Source organism: Thioclava nitratireducens, assembly GCF_001940525.2.
Lineage (GTDB): Bacteria > Pseudomonadota > Alphaproteobacteria > Rhodobacterales > Rhodobacteraceae > Thioclava > Thioclava nitratireducens.
The window spans coordinates 1,079,318-1,096,603 of record NZ_CP019437.1; the positions used below are offsets into that span (position 1 = coordinate 1,079,318).

The following is a 17,286-nucleotide window of genomic DNA, read 5'->3' on the forward strand; positions in this document are numbered from 1 at the left end:
AAAATTCATTGTTTGTGGGTTTTCGTTCTGTTTAATAGAACGATGTCAGAGTTGAACTACCATCATCTGCGCTATTTCCACGAAGTCGCGAAGGACGGGAACCTGACGCGCACGGCGGAGCGTCTGAACGTTTCGCAATCGGCACTCTCGACGCAGATCCGCACATTTGAGGCACGGATCGGTCACCAATTGTTCGAGCGGCGCGGGCGGCAGTTGGTGCTGACCGAGGTCGGGCATATCACGCTCGACTATTCGGAGCGGATTTTCGAGGCGGGCGAAGAGCTTGCGGCCACGTTGCGACAGGCCTCGGCGGGACGTCAGGCGGTGAGGATCGGCGCGCTCTCCACGCTTTCGCGCAATTTCCAGATCGGATTTCTCGCGCCGCTCATCGGGCGCACGGATGTGGAGATCGTGCTGCGTTCGGGCAACGGGGGCGTCCTGTTCGAGGCGCTGCAGGCGATGGCGCTTGACGTGGTGCTGACGACGGAGCCGCCGGCGCGCGACGTGTTCTCGAGCTTCGTCGCGCATCGCGTCGCCGAACAGAAGGTCTTGCTGCACGGCACGCCGCACCGGCTGCGGCATGCCACGCTCGAGGAGATGCTGAGCGAGGAACCCGTGATCCTGCCGACCGACAGTTCGATCCGGACCGGCTTCGACAGCCTGATCACCCGGCTCGGGCTGCGTCCGCAAGTGGCGGCGGAGGTTGACGACATGGCGATGATCCGCCTTCTGGCCCGCGAGGATGCGGGGCTTGCGATCACGCCCGCCGTCGTTCTGGCCGACGAGCTTCGCGACGGGTTGCTGGTGACCGCACCGTTCGATCTCGATATCGGCGAGGATTTCTACGCGGTGACGCTGCAGCGCCGCTTTCCGAACCCGGTGGTCACGGACCTGATCGAGAAGGCGCGGGAGGCAGAGGCGTCCGCTCGCGGTTGATCTAGGGAACTGCGGGACAATGGCGCGCGCGACCTTGCTGGACAAGAACGCGAAAAGGCGGCTCGAAAGCCGCCTTTTCTTTTGGTCTCGATCCCAGTCGGTCTCAGTAGACGCCGTAGGTCGTCTCGTCGAGCTTGTCGTAGATCTCTGAGCGCGCAAGCGCGGCCAGCGCGTCCACATCGGTCGTGTCCACATTGGCGAGCAGCCCGTCCCACTTGTCGACGAGCGCCTTGAACTCGGTGAGGATCGCTTCGGGATCCTTCACGCCGCGATCCTTGGCATTGGCGATCAGCGTGGCTTCATCGGCGACCACGAATTCGGCCAGCGCATCTTTCAGGGCCTGATCCGGCTCGGCCACGGCCATGCCGTTCTCTTTCGCCGAGTTCACGGCCTTCTCGACATCCTTGTCGAAGGCGATGCGGTGCTCTGCGAGGTAATAGGCCATCTCATTGAACAGCACGCGGCGGTTCTCGGGCGAGATCGACTGCCAGAAGGCGACGTTGTAGCCCCATTCGAACCCGGCGTAGTAGTTGCCGATCGCGAGCGTGTTCATGTCGGTGACGACATCCTTCAGGCTGAAGCTGTCGAGCGCATCCGCCGCCGCGACCGCACAATCGAGCGAGCCGGCGTCAAGCCCGGTATACATCTCGCTCGACGGCATCGAGACCGGTACGGCGCCTACGAATTCCGCGAAGCGCGACCACGCGCCGCCCGCCATGCGCAGGCGCTTGCCCTTGATATCGGCCAGCGTGCGGACCGGGGTGTTGCACTGCATGAAGTACTGCGAGGTCGAATAGCCCCCGCCATAGACCACACCATTGGCTTTCCACTCCGCCAGTTGGGCGGGGTTCGTCAGGCCGAACTCGGTCGAGGCGAAAGCCATGACCAGCGGGTCGGTGTTGTAGAAAGCCATGTTGCCGATGAGATTGTCGATCGGCAGCTCGGAGGGGGTGTAGGTCCCGGCGTGATAGGTGACCTGCGCGATCCCGTCGCGCACGCCCTGCAGCGAGGAGGCCGGCGGCAGCAGCGAGCCTGCGGAGAACACGGTGAAATTGATCTCGCCATCGGTCTCTTCCGCGACCTTCTTGGCGAATTCCACGTAGGGGCCGCGCACCATCGAGTGGCGCTCGGCGAAGAAATGGTTGGCGTTGTAGTCTGCCGCGCTCGCCACGGTCGCGGTGGTCATCATCGCGAAGGCGATCGCCGCGGTCTTCATCGTCGACGTCATGTTCACAGGTTTCCTCCCTTTGGAACGGTAAATGAGTTGTCGTTTCACCCGGCCATCAGCGCGGGCAGGTAGAGGCTGAGCGCCGGAAACGCGATCAGCAGGATGAGCGTCAGCAGGTCCATCGCGATGAACCAGGTCGTGCCGGAGATGATGTTGCCGAGCTTCACCTTCCCCGACAGCGCACTGTGCAGGACATAGAGGTTGAGCCCCACAGGCGGCGTCACGAGGCCGATCTCCAGGAGTTTGATCGTGATGATGCCGAACCAGATCAGGTTGATGTCGGCGGCTTCCAGCACCGGCAGCAGGATCGGCAGAGTCAGCAGCATCAAGCCGATCGAGTCGATCACCATGCCGAGGATCACGAACAGCCCCGCCACCATCAGGATGATCACCACCTTGTCGTCGGAGACGGCGAGCATCGCGTTGGTCAGCGAGCGCGGCACGCCGGACAGCCCCATGAAGCGGGTGAACATGATCGCCCCGATTGACAGGAAAAAGATCGAGGAGGTGGCGACGACGGTCTGGCGGATCGCGGCGCGCATCGCCTCCCATGTCAGGCTCCGGCGCAGCAGCGCGATCAGAACGGCGAGAGTCGCTCCCATTCCGCCCGCCTCGGTCGGTGTGAAGAAGCCCCCGAATATGCCGCCAAGGACGCCCATGATCAGGACCGGGAACGGCCAGACCGACCACAGCAGGCTCAGGAAGCGGCGCATGTCGAACGGCTCGGCGGTGCGCGGGGCGAGTTTCGGGTTCACCGCGCAGCGCACGGTGATCATTCCCATGTAGATCAGCGCGGATATCAGGCCCGGCACGACGCCCGCGATGAACAGCTGGCCGATCGACTGCTCGGTGAAGATCCCGTAGAGCACCATCAGGATCGACGGCGGGATCAGCGAGCCGAGCGTGCCCGAAGCGGCCACGACGCCGGTCGCGAGCGACGGGTGATACTTCGCGCGCAGCATTTCGGGCACGGCGATGCGCGACATCGCGGCGGTGGTCGCGATGCTCGAGCCCGACGCCGCCGCGAACAGTCCGCAGGCGCCGACGCTGGCCGAGGCGAGACCGCCCGGTACCCGCGCCAGCAGCATCTTAAGCAGGTCGAAGGCGCCACTCGTCAGCCCGGTATTGGCGGCGACGAAGCCCATCAGCAGGAACATCGGGATCGCGGTCAGCGACCAATCCCCGATGAAGCTGAAGGGCAGGGCGCTCACGATGCCGAAAGCGGCGGTCAGGTTCAGCATCGATGCGATGCCGATGAAGGAGACGATCATCAAGGCGATGCCGATCGACATCCGCAGCGCGAGAAGTCCGAACAGGCTCGCCACGCCGAGCCACCCAATGGTCAACATGGTCATGCCGCGGACTCCGTATCATGCAGTTTGGTGACGGGTTTGCCTTGCACAAGCAGCACGGCGCGCAAGAGTGCCGCCACGGCCGCAAGCCCGAAACCCAACGGCAACATGCAACGGGCGGGCCAGACGATGATCTCGCGGCTGCCCATCACGACTTCGCCGACCTTGAAGGCGCGGACCGCGTCGAGACCCGTGCGCCACGTCATCACCGACAGGATCGCCGCGGTCGCGAAGAAGGTGATCAGCAGGCTGATCCGCTGGAGCCAGTCGGGAAAATGGTTGAACAGCAGATCGACGCTGATCTGCTCGTCGTCATATTCGACCAGCGCCATCGGCAGCATGACGATCGCGACCATGTAATAATAGGACGAGATCTCGACCGTTCCCTGGATCGGGGCGTTCCAGAATACCTTCAGCACCACGTCGAGCGTGATGTTGCCCATCATCACGATGATGCCCAGCCCGCCCACGAGCATCAGCCCGTGAGTCAGTCGCCGAAACGCTCGATCAATGAATCCTCTCTGCACCGGTCACCTCCCCGCGATCTTGTGCGCCGGCCAGAGCATTCCTGACGGGGACTACCTATTCAAATAGCAAAGCTTGATCGGGTGATCGCGGTTCGTTATCGCTCCGGGGAGGACGGCAGGGAGAGATACTCATGAGCCCAACGCGCATCGGCATTCGCCACCTGCGCTACACGATCGCGGTCGCGGATGCGGGTGGTTTCCGCGCCGCCGCCGAGGCGCTCAACATCGCGCAGCCGGCGATCAGCAAGACGATTCAGGACACCGAGACCGATCTGGGTTTCGCGATCTTCCGGCGCAGCGCGACCGTGTTCGAGATCACCGAGGCAGGACGGATCTTTCTGGAGGATGCGCGCCTGACCCTCGCCACGTTCGAGCGCACGATCCGCGCCTCGCGGCAGAACGCGCTCGGCGCGCGCGGGCATATCATCGTGGGCTATTCCGCACTGGCCTCGTCGTCGCAGATTTCCGCCGGGCTGGATCGGTTCCACCAGAGCTATCCGGGCTGTCAGGTCGAGATGCACGTGATGTCGACGGACACGATGATGCGGAAGCTGAAATCGGGCGAGATCGATATCGGCTTCCTGCTGGCGCATGACAGCGTGCAAGACCCGGCCGTCGCGCAGGAGCCGATCTGGTCCACCCGGATCGGCGTCGTCGTGCCGCGCGATGTCGAGGCGCTGTCGCTCGAGGCGCTGCGCGAGCGGTCCTTCGTGATGGGCCTGCGGGAGAACTGGCGCTCGTTCCGGGCCCTGCTCGACACGGCCTTCGCACAGGGCGGTCTCGATCCGGTGGTCGTTGACGAAGCGTGGGACGTGCAGGTGATCTTCCAGCGCGTCGCGGAGGGGCGGGGCCTGACCTTCTACCCGATCAGCGCCGCCGACAGTCTGCCGGCCGCGCTGAAGATCCTCCCGGTGCCGGGCTGGAGCCCGGAACTGACGATCGCGATGGCCTGGAGCAAGGTGGTCGACACGAAATTGCTGCAGGATTTCCGTACGATCTTCCTAGGCTGACACCGCGGCGGGGGTGATCCAATTTCGCGATCACCCGATCACACAAGCCTATTTGAACCTCGCGGAACACCTGACGTCTTATGGCGCCGCAAATGCCGACTGCCAGTGTGAGACCCGATGGATTACGATACCGACCCTGCGCCCTTTGACCTCAAGGGCTCCCGCACGGGTGTGCTGTTGCTGCACGGGTTCACGAGCACGCCCCAAAGCGTGGCTCATGTCGCACATGGCCTGCATCGGCGCAGCGGGGCGAGCGTCCGCGTGCCGCTGCTGGCCGGTCACGGCACGACACCGGAGGAACTGGCGCAGACCGGATATCGGGACTGGCTGGCCTCGGCGGAGGCGGCGCTCGCGGCGCTGCGGCAGGAGTGCGACCGGATCGTTGTGGCGGGGCTGTCTCTCGGCGGGACCATCGCCCTCAACCTCGCGATCCGCTTTCCTGATCGGGTCGATCGCGTCGTGACGATCAACGGCTCGACCGGGCTCTATCGCCCCGATCAGGTTGCGAGCCTCTTCAGCGATCGACCCGAGCCGTTCCAGCGCGGCATCGGCTCGGATATCCGCCATCCCGACCGGCGCGAAATCTGTTACGACCGGATTCCGTCCACCACGATGCGCGAACGCTTCGTGCTGACCTGTGCCACGGGCGCGATGCTGCCGGAGTTGCGCCAGCCGATCTTGGTCTTCCAGTCCCGCATCGATCATGTCGTCGCCCCCGAGAATGGGCTGCGGATCCTGCGCGATGTCGGATCTTCGGATGTCGGACTGGTCTGGCTGGAGAACTCGTTCCACGTCGCGACCCTCGACCACGACCGCGATTTGCTGGTCGAGAAGATCGGGGAATTCATCCTCGCGAACAGGCGATAAAGCGCGCGCAGCAGGGAAGTATTTGGCAGAGAGTGTTTCTCCATCGACCTGAAGTCGCCGCAGCGTTGCCTGTATTGCAATGGGCAAGGGCTGCAGCTCGGCCCTGAGCCGCCCCCGTTGGAATTTTAGGGACATATCACGAACGCACGCAAATTCGTGAATACTTGCGAAAAAACAAAACCCGTGCAAACCTCGCCTATACAGGGGGAGGAGAGTGGGTTTCCGCTTTTGAGGAGAAGCTGGAAGCTTGGTGATCACGCCGTCTCACGAAGTCGCGATGTGCTTGGAGGAGTGCCATCGCGTGTTTTCGACCTCCCTCTCATTCGGCCCCGCGTCCGTCGGGGTCGCAACCAAAACGGGGAGGAACCATGAAACATCTGACCACTCGCAGACATGCGTTGCGCACTCTTGCGGCGGCGGGCGCCGCCGGCCTTGCCGCGCCGCATATCGCCTCGGCCCAAGCCAACGGCACGACCTGGAAGATCCAGACCTCGTGGCCGGGCGGCGTCGGCCTTCAGACCTTCAAGGACTGGTGCGCCACCATTCAGGAAAAGACCGGCGGCGAGCTGGCCTTCCAGCCTTTCGGCGCCAATGACGTCGTGGGCGACTTCCAGCTTTACGACGCGGTGAAGAACGGCGTGCTCGACGCGGTCAACCCGTTCACAATCTACGTGCAGGGCATCATCCCGGCGGGCGTCTTCCTGACGTCCTATCCGCTCGGCCTGCGCAATCCGCACGAATTCGACGTGTTCTATTACGGCCTCGGCGGGCTGGAAATGGCGCGCGAGCTTTATGCGGCGCAAGGCATGTATTTCGTGGGCCCCGTCCACCACGGCCCGAACATCATCCACTCGAAGGTGCCGATCCGGTCGATCGACGACTTCCGCGGTCGCAAGATGCGCCTTCCCGGCGGCATGGTCGCCGATGTCTTCGGCGAAATCGGGGCGGAGACCACCGTGCTTCCGGGCTCGGAAATCTTCCCCGCGCTGGAGAAGGGCACGATCGACGTGGCGGACTATGTGGGCCCTGCGGTGAACTACGCGCTCGGCTTCAGTCAGGTGACCAGCTATATCTCGATGGGCCCGCCCGGCATGATGTCGCTCTACCAGCCGGTCGACATCATGGACATCACCGTGGGCATGGATGCCTGGAACAAGCTCAGCCCGCAGATGAAGCAGTTCGTCGAAATGGAAACCCACGTCTATTCCGACATGCATCACGCGGCGATCCAGAAGGCCGACCAGGAAGCCTGGGCAAAGTTCGAGGCCGACGGGACCGAGGTCACGCGCCTCAGCCAGGACGATGTGGAGCTGATGACCGAAGTCGCCGTCCCGATCTGGTTCAAGTACGCGAACCGCGACAAGGACAGCGCGCGGATATTCAAGACGCAGCTCGATTACATGATGTCCGGCTCGCTCGGCTATGTGACGCCCGATCTGGTCGACGGGCTGGAACTGAAGCTCTGATTTGATCTCGAAGACAGTCTGACGGGCCCGCCCTCTGGCGCGGGCCCGGTTCAACTGATGGCCGGGCATGTCCCGACAACAGGGGGTGGGCAATGCCCAATATCGACTTCACTCTACCGCATTGGGCCTATTGGGCAGGGTTGATCCTGTTTCCGATCATTGCGGCGTCTCTGGCCAACCGGCCACGCAAGACGGAGCGGCGCTATTCGCTCTCCTTGGGCTATTTCATTCTCGTGACCGGGGGGATGCTGGGACTGCATCGCTTCTATGTGAAAAGCCTGCTGGGCTTTCTCTTCATTCCGGTCTTCATCGCCATTCTTTACGCGAATGCACAGGGCCATAACGCGCGCGGCACGGTTTCGGACATGTCGAACGTGGTGCGCATGGCCGAGCGTTCTCTGAGCCGCGAGCAGGAGCGGGTCGACACCGCGCAGGCCGATCTTCCGAAGCTGCGCGAGGAGCTGGCCGCCGCCGAAGAGGGCAGCTTTGCGCAGAAGCGGGCGCAGCGAAATGTCGATCGCGCCGAGAAGCGGGTCGCGGATGGCGAGTCGCTGATCGAACAGGCTCAGGCCGATCTCACAGAGGCGCGCCCGAAGAGGGACGCCGCCGCCGCCGTGCTCGCAAAATGGCGCAGCATCTCGAAATACGCTTTCTGGGTGCTGCTTGCGGGGATCGTCATTGACGCGCTCCTGCTGCCGATGCTGGTGCGGCGCGCCAACGCCTCGCTGCCCGAGCATGACGAGGAAAGCGAGGTCGAGCGGCGTCTCGAAGCGCTCGAGGAAGAGGAGATGAAAGACGATTCCCGCCATGTCTCGAAAGGTTGGACAGGCTGGATCGATCGGATTTCGCTCAAGGCGGGCGAGTTCGTCAGCTATTGGGCGATCATCGCGGTCTTCGTCTATTACTTCGAGGTCATCAGCCGCTACGTCTTCAACAGCCCGACGAACTGGGCGCATGAGGCGATGTATCTGATGTTCGGGATGCAGTACCTGATCTCGGGTGCCTACGCGATGCTGACCGAGAGCCATGTGCGCGTCGACATCTTCTACGCGCCGCTGTCGAAACCCCGCAAGGCGTGGGTCGATCTGCTGACCTCGGTCTTCTTCTTCATCTTCGCGGGCACGCTTCTGGTGACGTCGTGGATCTTTGCGATGGATGCGATCGCCGTGCCCACGGGCAACGGGCTCATCTCGCAATGGGCGCGCGGCGAAATTCCGGCCGGCGAGATGCTGGCGAACTGGAATCTCGGACAATGGACCGATGCGAATGTCCGCTGGGGCGAGATCAGCTTCAACGAATGGGAGGTGCCTCTGTGGCCGATGAAATGGGTCATGGTGATCGGCGCTCTGCTGCTTGTTCTGCAGGGCATTTCAAAATTCGCGCAGGATCTGCGGGTCGTGATGGGCAGGGGCTGATACATGGGACTTGAGATTGGAATTGAGTGGCTGACACTCATCATGTTCGGCTCGCTGGTCGTCCTGCTGATGGCAGGGCTTCCACTGGCCTTCGTCACGGGCGGTCTGGCCTGTGTCTTCCTGTTCGTGCTGGGCGACGAACGCGCGCTCAACATCGTGCCGAGCCGCATCTTCCCGCTGATGACGAACTACCAGCTCTCGGCGATCCCCTTGTTCATCTTCATGGCGTCAATGCTGGAGAGAGCAGGGATCATCAACGAGATGTTCGACGTCATCTACAAGGTGCTGGGCGGTGTGCGCGGCGGTCTGGCCGCGGCCACCATCATTGCCTCGACGGTGCTTGCCGCGATGGTGGGCGTGATCGGGGCTGCGGTGGTGACGATGGGGATCATCGCGCTGCCGGCGATGCTCGATCGCGGATACAATGCCAAGATCGCGATGGGGTCTATCATGGCGGGCGGCACGCTCGGGATCCTGATCCCGCCGTCGATCCTTGCGATCATCTACGCGGTCGTGGCCGAGCAATCGGTGGGCGAACTGTTCATCGGCGCGGTAATCCCCGGCCTTCTCCTGTCGGGCATGTATGTGGCTTACGTGCTGATCCGCTGTGCGATCAACCCCGAGATGGGCCCGCCGATCCCGCCGGAAGAACGTATCACGGGCCGCGAGAAGATCCGCCTGATGAGCAACATGTCGGCGCCGATCTCGCTGATCGTGATCGTGCTGGGCGTGATCTTCACGGGTGTCGCGACCCCGGTGGAAGCCGCGGGCATCGGCACTTTCGGTGCGATCATCGTGGCCGCCATCCACCGCAAGCTCGACTGGCAGACGATCCGCGAGGCCGCGATCACGACGCTCAAGGCCTCGGCGATGGTCATCTGGATCATGTTCGGGGCGACGATCTTCGTCGGGCTTTACGTGCTCGAGGGCGGACAGCAATTCGTGCAGAACGCGCTGGAGGCGACCGGGCTCGGGCCGTGGGGCATCCTGATCATCATGCAGCTCGTGCTGATTATTCTCGGGATGTTCCTCGACTGGGTCGGCATCCTGCTGCTCTGCGTGCCGATCTTCGTGCCGATCGTGAAGGCGCTTGGGGCCGAGGCCTTCGGGCTGAGCGATCCCGACGATCTCGTGCTGTGGTTCGGGGTGCTCTACCTCGTGAACATGCAGATGAGCTTCCTCTCGCCGCCCTTCGGCTACGCGCTGTTCTATCTGCGCGGGGTGGCGCCGCCGGAAATTCCGATGGGCGACATCTTCCGCTCGGCGCTGCCGTTTCTCGCGCTTCAGGTGGTGGGGCTGCTGCTGTGCATGTTCTTCCCGGAGATCATCATCTGGCTGCCGAAACTGGTCTACGGTTGATCACTCGCATCTAGTCTAGGAGACACGAGAAGCCCCGCGCCGTGTCGCGGGGCTTTTCATTCTGGCTGATCTGCCGCGATTTCCGGATCGCATGAGCACTCACGGCTCTGCCAGCTCGGCGCGACGGGCCTCGAGGGCTTCGATGAGCGTATCGGCCACCGCCCGAACCCTGCGCGATGCCGCGAGATCGGCGTGGATTGCCATGTAGATGGGATGCTCCATCGCAGATCCGTCGGGGAGCCGATCCGCCAGGAGCCTGAGCCCTGCCGCGCGGGCCAGAAGGTGCGGCAGCACGCCCACGCCCACGCCGCGCGCCATCGCCTCGACCTGTCCCGCCAAGGTGTTGACCGCCAGGCGCGGCGCTTGGTCCGCCCCGAAGGCGCGGGCCCACTCGACCTGCAGCTTCACCCCGCTCTCCTCGGGAAAGGGGAAGGTCACGAAGCGCTCGGGTCGGGCCCCGCTCGGCGGTCCATAAAAGCCCACCCCCAGAACGCCCACTTGACGCACCAGAAGGTGACCATGTTCTGGGCGCAACAACCGCAGCGCCAAGTCGGCGTCGCGACGATGGAGATTGACGACTGCGGCACTGAAAAGGATTTCCACATCGAGCCCGGAATGTCTTCCCAGCAACGGCGCGAGCGCCGGCACGATGATGGGCGCGACGATGGTCTCGAAGCTTGCCAGACGCACGAGGCCCGCCACTTCGGCCTCCGCCCCCGCGCCTTGAGAAAAGCCCTGTATCGCCTGCTCCGCTTCTTCTGCACGCGGCAAGAGCGCCTCGCCCTGATCGGTCAGACGGTAGCCGCTCTGGTGGCGCAGAAAGAGAGGCACGCCGAGCGCTTGCTCCAGCCGATCGACGCGGCGCGATACCGTCGCGACCCCAAGGCCAAGGGTCTGGGCGACCCCGGAGAGGGTGCCCGTCCGCGCCAGAGCGAGGAAAATCCGCGTGTCGTCCCAATTCAGTCGCAAAGTTTTCTTCCATTTTTGGAAAACAGATTGCCAGTATTATCTCTACGCCTCCCAAAATGAAAAGCGTAAACAGCCGGCGTCTTCCCATCGGATGAGGCCATCATGTCCGCAATCGACTTCCCTCCAGCGAAACGCTCCATGTCAGACGGCAGTGCGCTCTCCCTAAGCGCGCTGGCGGCAATCTTCTGGGGCACCAATTTCGAGGCGACCCGCGTCGCTCTCGAACATCTCTCTCCCTGGACCGCTGCCGCGAGCCGCTTCGCGATCGCAGCGGTTGCGATCGTGATCTGGCTCGGGGTTTCGCGCGGGATCAATTTTCAGGTGCTCAAGCGTAACTGGCCCGCCTTCGCGGTTCTCGGCGTCGCCGGGGTCACGGGCTTCAACGCCGCCCTGTTTCTGGGGATGCAAAGTTCGAGCCCGGTCACCGCTGCCCTGATCATGGGCACGACGCCGCTGACGACCAATCTGCTCGATGCGCTGGCTCAAAGACGCCTGCCGAAAGGGACCGCGATCGTCGGAATGATCGTGAGCTTCGTCGGCGTCGCGATGACGGTCGGAGCGTTCTCGGGAACGCGGTTCTCCGGCGGCGACATTCTCATCCTGATCGGTAGCATCGGCTGGTCGCTCTACTCCATCGGATGCCGCAGTTGGGTGCGCGAGGCATCTGCGGTGGAAACCGCGACCTGGACAATGGTCTTCGGAGCGTTCGGGCTCGTGGTGATCTCCCTGTTCGTCGGAAATCCTGTGCAAGAACTGGTGCAGTCTGGGTCGGTCACCCAGTTGCTGGTTCTCTACATGGCACTGGGCGGCTCGGTCCTGGCCTATCTGTTCTGGCAGGTCGGCATTTCGGTGCGGGGGCCGGCCGCGACCTCGGTCCTCTTCAACCTCGTCCCTGTCGCCGCGCTTCTCGTCGCGATCGCCTTCGGGCGGATGCCCGGCTGGCAACAGATTCTGGGTGTGTTCGTCGCCATCCTTGGCGTGTTGCTCGCAAGCGGCCGGCTTCGTCTGCCCGGTCGCAACTGAGGGCGCCCTCAGGCGAACTTGAAGCTTCCGTGATGCCTTCGGCCGGAACATGGCTCTGGCTGAGGGGCGTCAGATCGCCCCCAAGAGAGCATCTGTCCCATGAAGAACCTGCTCTCGCGTCTCGCGTGTCGTCTCCGAAAACGACGCCGCTTCACCGACCCGCGAGATCTCCCGCCTGCACTTCTGCGCGACATCGGTCTCGAGGCGCATCTTTCTCGGTCGGATATTCGAATGAGCGGGCCGAGGCCGAACCGATCAATGCCGCCGGAAGCCGATCGCTGCAGATGAAGCGCGATTATCCCGGTTGATCGTCCCGATGAGCTGGCTCAGCCCGACCATATCCGGCCGGGCTGAGCCGTCGCTTCCGGGAGGTGCGTGGGCTCAGTCGAGCCCGTTCGCGCGTGCAACGAAATCCGCGAGATGCGGCACGTAATCTTCAGGGCCGTCGCCGCCGGTGGCCATTGCCATCGCGAAGGCGTTCTTGGCCGTGCTGGCGAGCGGCGTTGCGACAGTGGCGGCATTCGCCATCGACTCGACGTAGCGCAAATCCTTGTAGGCGTTGGCGAGGGTGAACTTGTGCGCCTCGCGGTTGCCCTCGAGCGCGTAGCCCATGAAGGTCTGGTAGAAGCCGCAATCCATCCGGCCGCCCCGGATCACCTTGTCGAACTGCTCGATCGGAATGCCCACCTTGCGCGACAGTGCGAGGGCTTCGGAATAAAGCGCGGCATAGCCCAGCGAGATGAAGTTGTTGAGCAGCTTCATGCGGTGGCCGTCGCCAAGGCTGCCGACGCGTACGATCTTGCCCGCCCAGGTGTCGATCACGGGCTCGATGCGCGTGAACAGCTCTTCATCCGCGCCGACCATGCAATCGAGCGTGCCTTCCCAGGCCTCTTTCGGGGTGCGGCTGAGCGGCGCGTCGGCATAGGCGACGCCGATCTCTTCCATGTCCTCTGCGAGCTTCATCGTCACGGTCGGCTCGCCGGTCGAGCAGTCCACGATGACGCTGCCCTCTTTCAGGCCCGGAGTCAGCTTTGCGACCGCCTCGGCGGCTTCCGGCGCGCCGGTGAGGCACAGGAAGATGATCGAGGAGCGCGACGCGAGGTCTTCATAGGAGGTCGCCTCGGTCGCCCCGCGCGAGACCAGGTCCTCGATCGGCTTGCGGTTGCGGTGGGCGATCACGGTCAGCGGATAGCCTTTCTCGACGATGTTCTTGGCCATGCCGTGGCCCATCAGGCCGGTGCCGATGAAGCCGATGGTTTCCTGGGTCTTAGTCATTGGATACTCCGCTTGGGTCGATAGGTCGTGAAATTCGGATCAGAGATTGAAGCGCTCCCGCAGGTCGGCGACCTGCGCCGGGGTCAGCGGGCGGATCGCGTGGCCCTGCAGGGCGAGGAACAGTTTGGAGGTCTCCTCCAGCTCTTCGGCGGCATATTGCGCGTTCGACAGGCTGGTGCCCGCGACGACAGGGCCGTGATTGGCGAGCAGCACCGAATGATGCGCGCTGGCGAGCGAGCGTACGGCCTCGGCCAGTTCGGGATCGCCCGGCGCGTAGTAGGGCACGAGCGGCAGCTTGCCCACGCGCATCACGTGATAGGCCGTGAGCGGCGGCAGCACGTCCTCGGGATCGATGTCGCGCAGGATCGAGACGGCCGTCGAGTGGGTCGAGTGCAGATGGATCACCGCGCCCGCTTCCTGACGCTCGTCATACATCGCGAAATGCAGGAAGGATTCTTTGGTCGGCTTGTCGCCCGAGACGAAGTTGCCGTCCTGGTCGAAAAGGGAGATCCGGGCCGGATCGAGCGTGCCGAGCGAGGCATTGGTGGGCGTCATCAACCAACCGCCATCGGGCAGCCGCGCCGAGATATTGCCGGAAGACCCGGCGGTAAGGCCGCGATCGAAGAGCGAGCGCCCGATGGTGCAGATCTGGTCGCGCAGGCGCGTTTCGTCAGACATGTTCGGCCTCCGGCTCCAGAAGGTCCCACGCCTTGAGGAAGAAATCCTCGGCGCCGAAATTGCCTGATTTGAGCGCGAGCGCGAGGCGCGGGCCGGAGAGGCTCATCGTCCACGGCACGCCGGGGTCGATCTCGGGGCCGATGTCGAGCAGGCGCACACCGAGCGCCGTCGTCACCGCGCCTGACGTTTCGCCGCCCGCGATCAGCATGCGGGTAAACCCGGCGTCGCGCAGGCGTTCGGCGATTGCGGCCAGCGTGTCTTCGACCAGTGCGCCGGAGGCGTCTCGGCCCAGACGGGACTGGATCTTGCCGAGCTGCGCCGGATCTGCGCTGGAATAGATCAGGGGGGTGCTGTCGGCGGGTTGTGCGATGGCCCAATCGGCGATCTCATCCGCGCTCTGTCGGCCTTCGGTCAGCGCCTCCACGTCGAGCGCAAGACTCGGCAGCCCTGCCGCCTGAGCGGCCGCGATCTGGCCGCGGGTCGCGACCGAGCAGGAGCCCGCGAGGATCGCGCTGCGACCCTCCGGGGCTGGCATTCGATCCGGGGCGCTATGCGCGTCGCTCTGGTCGCGAAGCGCTGCGGCGAGGCCCAGACCGATGCCCGAGCCGCCGGTGATCAGCGGCATCTCCGCGCAGGCCGCGCCGAGCGTCATCAAGTCCGATTCGTCGATCGTGTCGGTGACGACGACACGGGTGCCAGCGCTGCGGGCGGTCTCAAAGGCCTTGCGCAGCGCGGCCTCTCCCTGCCTGATCGTCGTGACGTCGATCAGGCCGACTTTCAGCGTCGTCTGCCGCCCCAGAACCCGCACCAGATCGGGGTCGCGCATCGGGGTGAGCGGGTGGTCCTTGAGCGGGCTTTCCGACAGCAGACGGTCGCCCACGAAAAGGTGGCCCTTGTAGACCGTGCGCCCGGTCGCCGGGAAGGCGGGGCAGGCGATGGTCAGGGGCGTGCCGGTGAACTCCATCAGGGCCTCGGTGACCGGCCCGATATTGCCGTGGTCGGTGGAGTCGAAGGTCGAGCAATATTTGAACATCAGGCGTTGCGCCCCGGCCGCGCGCAGGGCTTTCGCCGCTTTCAGCGACAGCTCTACCGCGTCGCCTGCCGGAATGGTACGCGACTTCAGCGCGACCACCACCGCATCGGCGCCCGACAGGTCCATTTGCGGCCCCGGCAGGCCGATAACCTGCCGCGTCTTCAACCCGCTGCGTGACAGCATCAGGCACAGGTCAGTGGCGCCGGTAATATCGTCGGCGACCGCTCCGATCAGCATGGAAATTCCTCCCTCGGTCCACAGATCGCCGATCGCCCCGACGGCGCGGGGCGGCGATTTCACATAGCCCTTGCAAAGCCGTCGCGGCTCAGGCTAACGATGTAATGACAACGCTATCATTCCAGCAATGCAAGCGCAAGACGGACGCTGGAAGGGGGCAGGTTGAGACTAGAAATCGGCGATTGAGAGGTATTCCGCATGAAGTCACCCCAAGAGACGAAGGTCTGTGTCATCGGTTTGGGATCGATGGGCTTCGGCATGGCCGAGAGCTTGCTGCGAGACGGGTTCGCGGTGACGGGCGTCGATGTGAATGCCGATGCGATGGAGCGCTTTGCGGCGCTTGGCGGCGCGGTTGCAGCCGACCCTGCGACGGGGGCGCAAGATGCGGAACTGGTGATCGCCGTGGTCGTCAATGCCGACCAGACAGAGCAGGTGCTTTTCGGACCGGGCGGCGCCGTCGCGACCATGTCCGAGGGCGGCGTGGTGATGTCCTGCGCCACGATGGCCCCCGATTTGGCGCGTGTCTTCGCCAAGCGCTGCGCCGCGGCGGGCGTGACCTATCTCGATACACCGATCAGCGGTGGTGCTCAGCGTGCCGCCAGCGGTGAGTTGACGATCATGGGCTCGGGCCCGGCGGCGGCTTTTGCCCGCATTCGCCCGGCGCTCGATAGTGTCGCCGCCAAGGTCTACGAGCTTGGCGAGGAGGCAGGCACGGGCGCGGCCTTCAAGGTGGTCAATCAACTTCTCGCCGGTGTGCATATCGCGGCGGCCTGTGAGGCGATCACCTTCGCCAAGGCGATGGATCTGGACCTGGAGAAAGTCTACGAGGTGATCACCGCGTCAGCGGGCAATTCGTGGATGTTCGAGAACCGCGTGCCGCACGTGCTCGAGGGCGATTACAGCCCGCGCAGCGCGGTGGATATCTTCACCAAGGATCTCGGGATCGTGGCGGATATCGGGCGGGACCTGAAATTCCCGACACCGATCGCCGGGACGGCTCTGCAGATGTTCGTGATGACGGCGGCGGCCGGGATGGGGCGCGACGACGATGCCTCTGTCGCGCGGATGCTGGCGAATATCGCGGGGCTCGATCTGCCTGATGCAGCGCCCGCAAGCGAGGGCTGAGCGATGCCCAGATTTGCCGCCAACCTGACGATGATGTTCACCGAGCACGAGTTTCTCGACCGCTTCGCCGCGGCGAAAAAGGCCGGGTTCGATGCGGTCGAATATCTCTTTCCCTACGACCAACCGCCCGAGGCGATCGCGGAGCGGCTGCGGGCGCAAGGCCTGACGCAGGCGCTCTTCAATCTGCCGCCCGGCAACTGGGAGGCGGGTGATCGCGGGCTGGCCGCATTGCCGGATCGCGCCGAGGAATTCCGCGCCTCGATCGACACTGCTTTGCGCTATGCCGAGGCGACCGGGGTCGGGCGCGTGCATGTGATGAGTGGGCTCGCCTCGCGCCAAGATGTGACCGCGCTGACCGCCTATCGCGACTCGTTGCGGAGGGTCTGTGATGCGGCCGGGGCACAGGGGCTCGATGTAGTGATCGAGCCGATCAACACGCGCGACATGCCGGGCTATTTTCTGGATGATTTCAGCTTCGCTGCCGATCTGATCGCGGAGCTTGGGCTGCCCAATCTCAAGCTGCAATTCGACATCTATCACCGCCAGATTCTGCACGGGGACGTGCTGATGGGGCTGCGGGAGATGGCGCCGATCATCGGGCATGTTCAGATCGCCGCGGTGCCGGATCGGCACGAGCCAGGAACCGGCGAGCTCGACGACGCGCGCATTCTGCGCGAACTGGACGCACTGGGCTATGAAGGGTTCGTGGGCTGCGAATACCGCCCGGCAGGCCGGACAGAGGATGGTCTGGACTGGATGCGCGCCTTCGCCTGAGACGAAGGCGCG

Annotated in this window: 16 protein-coding genes; 9 read left to right on the forward strand and 7 right to left on the reverse strand. The window is 64.1% G+C overall.

Features of this window, described 5'->3' with window-relative positions; all coding sequences use genetic code 11:
* The first annotated feature begins 42 nt into the window (after positions 1 to 42).
* Positions 43 to 936 carry a LysR family transcriptional regulator gene (locus BMG03_RS05375; protein WP_075776430.1) on the forward strand — a complete coding sequence of 298 codons (894 nt, stop codon included), beginning with the start codon at positions 43 to 45 and terminating at the stop codon, positions 934 to 936.
* Between the two features lie 103 nt (positions 937 to 1,039).
* Here BMG03_RS05375 and BMG03_RS05380 read toward each other — a convergent pair whose 3' ends face one another.
* From BMG03_RS05380 to BMG03_RS05390, 3 genes are read right to left on the reverse strand one after another with little or no spacing between them, the layout of a single operon-like run.
* A complete protein-coding gene (locus tag BMG03_RS05380; RefSeq protein ID WP_077701126.1) occupies positions 1,040 to 2,164 on the reverse strand; it encodes a C4-dicarboxylate TRAP transporter substrate-binding protein in 1,125 nt (374 codons plus the stop codon).
* A 44-nt stretch (positions 2,165 to 2,208) separates the two neighbouring features.
* Positions 2,209 to 3,519: a TRAP transporter large permease gene (locus BMG03_RS05385; protein WP_075776429.1), complete on the reverse strand. Its 1,311-nt coding sequence runs from the start codon at positions 3,517 to 3,519 to the stop codon at positions 2,209 to 2,211.
* On the reverse strand, positions 3,516 to 4,043 hold the full coding sequence (locus BMG03_RS05390) for a TRAP transporter small permease subunit (RefSeq protein ID WP_141104897.1): 528 nt from the start codon (positions 4,041 to 4,043) through the stop codon (positions 3,516 to 3,518). Before BMG03_RS05390 ends, BMG03_RS05385 begins: the two co-directional genes overlap by 4 nt.
* A 131-nt stretch (positions 4,044 to 4,174) precedes the next feature.
* Here BMG03_RS05390 and BMG03_RS05395 point away from each other — a divergent pair, with 131 nt between their 5' ends.
* The 5 genes from BMG03_RS05395 to BMG03_RS05415 all read left to right on the forward strand — a co-directional run bounded on the left by BMG03_RS05395 (position 4,175) and on the right by BMG03_RS05415 (position 10,160).
* A complete protein-coding gene (locus BMG03_RS05395) occupies positions 4,175 to 5,053 on the forward strand; it encodes a LysR family transcriptional regulator (protein ID WP_075776427.1) in 879 nt (292 codons plus the stop codon).
* 117 nt (positions 5,054 to 5,170) lie between these two features.
* Positions 5,171 to 5,920: an alpha/beta hydrolase gene (locus BMG03_RS05400; RefSeq protein WP_075776426.1), complete on the forward strand. Its 750-nt coding sequence runs from the start codon at positions 5,171 to 5,173 to the stop codon at positions 5,918 to 5,920.
* A 368-nt stretch (positions 5,921 to 6,288) separates the two neighbouring features.
* Positions 6,289 to 7,386, forward strand: coding sequence for a TRAP transporter substrate-binding protein DctP (dctP, locus tag BMG03_RS05405; RefSeq protein WP_075776425.1), 1,098 nt, complete (start codon positions 6,289 to 6,291; stop codon positions 7,384 to 7,386).
* Between the two features lie 92 nt (positions 7,387 to 7,478).
* On the forward strand, positions 7,479 to 8,801 hold the full coding sequence (locus tag BMG03_RS05410) for a TRAP transporter small permease subunit (protein WP_075776424.1): 1,323 nt from the start codon (positions 7,479 to 7,481) through the stop codon (positions 8,799 to 8,801).
* A gap of 3 nt (positions 8,802 to 8,804) precedes the next feature.
* Positions 8,805 to 10,160 carry a TRAP transporter large permease gene (locus BMG03_RS05415; protein ID WP_075776423.1) on the forward strand — a complete coding sequence of 452 codons (1,356 nt, stop codon included), beginning with the start codon at positions 8,805 to 8,807 and terminating at the stop codon, positions 10,158 to 10,160.
* 99 nt (positions 10,161 to 10,259) lie between these two features.
* Here BMG03_RS05415 and BMG03_RS05420 read toward each other — a convergent pair whose 3' ends face one another.
* Entirely contained in the window at positions 10,260 to 11,129 is an 870-nt protein-coding gene (locus BMG03_RS05420; RefSeq protein ID WP_208858035.1) for a LysR family transcriptional regulator, read from the reverse strand.
* A gap of 102 nt (positions 11,130 to 11,231) precedes the next feature.
* Here BMG03_RS05420 and BMG03_RS05425 point away from each other — a divergent pair, with 102 nt between their 5' ends.
* Complete coding sequence (locus BMG03_RS05425) at positions 11,232 to 12,152, forward strand: DMT family transporter (protein ID WP_244270998.1); 921 nt, start codon at positions 11,232 to 11,234, stop codon at positions 12,150 to 12,152.
* Between the two features lie 381 nt (positions 12,153 to 12,533).
* On the opposite strand, the gene BMG03_RS05430 is transcribed toward BMG03_RS05425, so the two are convergent.
* The 3 genes from BMG03_RS05430 to otnK are packed head-to-tail and all read right to left on the reverse strand — an operon-like array spanning position 12,534 to position 15,438.
* Complete coding sequence (locus BMG03_RS05430) at positions 12,534 to 13,427, reverse strand: NAD(P)-dependent oxidoreductase (protein ID WP_075776421.1); 894 nt, start codon at positions 13,425 to 13,427, stop codon at positions 12,534 to 12,536.
* A 39-nt stretch (positions 13,428 to 13,466) separates the two neighbouring features.
* Positions 13,467 to 14,105, reverse strand: a complete 639-nt coding sequence (gene otnC / locus BMG03_RS05435; RefSeq protein WP_075776420.1) for a 3-oxo-tetronate 4-phosphate decarboxylase — start codon at positions 14,103 to 14,105, stop codon at positions 13,467 to 13,469.
* On the reverse strand, positions 14,098 to 15,438 hold the full coding sequence (gene otnK, locus BMG03_RS05440) for a 3-oxo-tetronate kinase (protein ID WP_341865725.1): 1,341 nt from the start codon (positions 15,436 to 15,438) through the stop codon (positions 14,098 to 14,100). Before otnK ends, otnC begins: the two co-directional genes overlap by 8 nt.
* Positions 15,439 to 15,573: 135 nt before the next feature.
* On the opposite strand from otnK, the gene ltnD reads away from it, so the two are divergent.
* On the forward strand, positions 15,574 to 16,500 hold the full coding sequence (gene ltnD, locus BMG03_RS05445; protein WP_075776418.1) for an L-threonate dehydrogenase: 927 nt from the start codon (positions 15,574 to 15,576) through the stop codon (positions 16,498 to 16,500).
* Between the two features lie 3 nt (positions 16,501 to 16,503).
* The gene (otnI, locus tag BMG03_RS05450) at positions 16,504 to 17,274 is read left to right on the forward strand and encodes a 2-oxo-tetronate isomerase (RefSeq protein WP_075776417.1); all 771 of its coding nucleotides are present in this window, start codon (positions 16,504 to 16,506) and stop codon (positions 17,272 to 17,274) included.
* Positions 17,275 to 17,286 lie beyond the last annotated feature (12 nt).

Excerpts from the sequence above, each read along its gene's own strand:
- otnI (WP_075776417.1), top strand. The coding sequence starts at position 16,504 with ATGCCCAGATTTGCCGCCAACCTGACGATGATGTTCACCGAGCACGAG.
- BMG03_RS05400 (WP_075776426.1), top strand. The coding sequence starts at position 5,171 with ATGGATTACGATACCGACCCTGCGCCCTTTGACCTCAAGGGCTCCCGC.
- BMG03_RS05430 (WP_075776421.1), bottom strand. The coding sequence starts at position 13,427 with ATGACTAAGACCCAGGAAACCATCGGCTTCATCGGCACCGGCCTGATG.
- BMG03_RS05395 (WP_075776427.1), top strand. The coding sequence starts at position 4,175 with ATGAGCCCAACGCGCATCGGCATTCGCCACCTGCGCTACACGATCGCG.
- BMG03_RS05425 (WP_244270998.1), top strand. The coding sequence starts at position 11,232 with ATGTCCGCAATCGACTTCCCTCCAGCGAAACGCTCCATGTCAGACGGC.
- ltnD (WP_075776418.1), top strand. The coding sequence starts at position 15,574 with ATGAAGTCACCCCAAGAGACGAAGGTCTGTGTCATCGGTTTGGGATCG.
- BMG03_RS05410 (WP_075776424.1), top strand. The coding sequence starts at position 7,479 with ATGCCCAATATCGACTTCACTCTACCGCATTGGGCCTATTGGGCAGGG.
- otnC (WP_075776420.1), bottom strand. The coding sequence starts at position 14,105 with ATGTCTGACGAAACGCGCCTGCGCGACCAGATCTGCACCATCGGGCGC.
- dctP (WP_075776425.1), top strand. The coding sequence starts at position 6,289 with ATGAAACATCTGACCACTCGCAGACATGCGTTGCGCACTCTTGCGGCG.
- BMG03_RS05385 (WP_075776429.1), bottom strand. The coding sequence starts at position 3,519 with ATGACCATGTTGACCATTGGGTGGCTCGGCGTGGCGAGCCTGTTCGGA.
- BMG03_RS05375 (WP_075776430.1), top strand. The coding sequence starts at position 43 with ATGTCAGAGTTGAACTACCATCATCTGCGCTATTTCCACGAAGTCGCG.
- BMG03_RS05380 (WP_077701126.1), bottom strand. The coding sequence starts at position 2,164 with ATGACGTCGACGATGAAGACCGCGGCGATCGCCTTCGCGATGATGACC.
- BMG03_RS05415 (WP_075776423.1), top strand. The coding sequence starts at position 8,805 with ATGGGACTTGAGATTGGAATTGAGTGGCTGACACTCATCATGTTCGGC.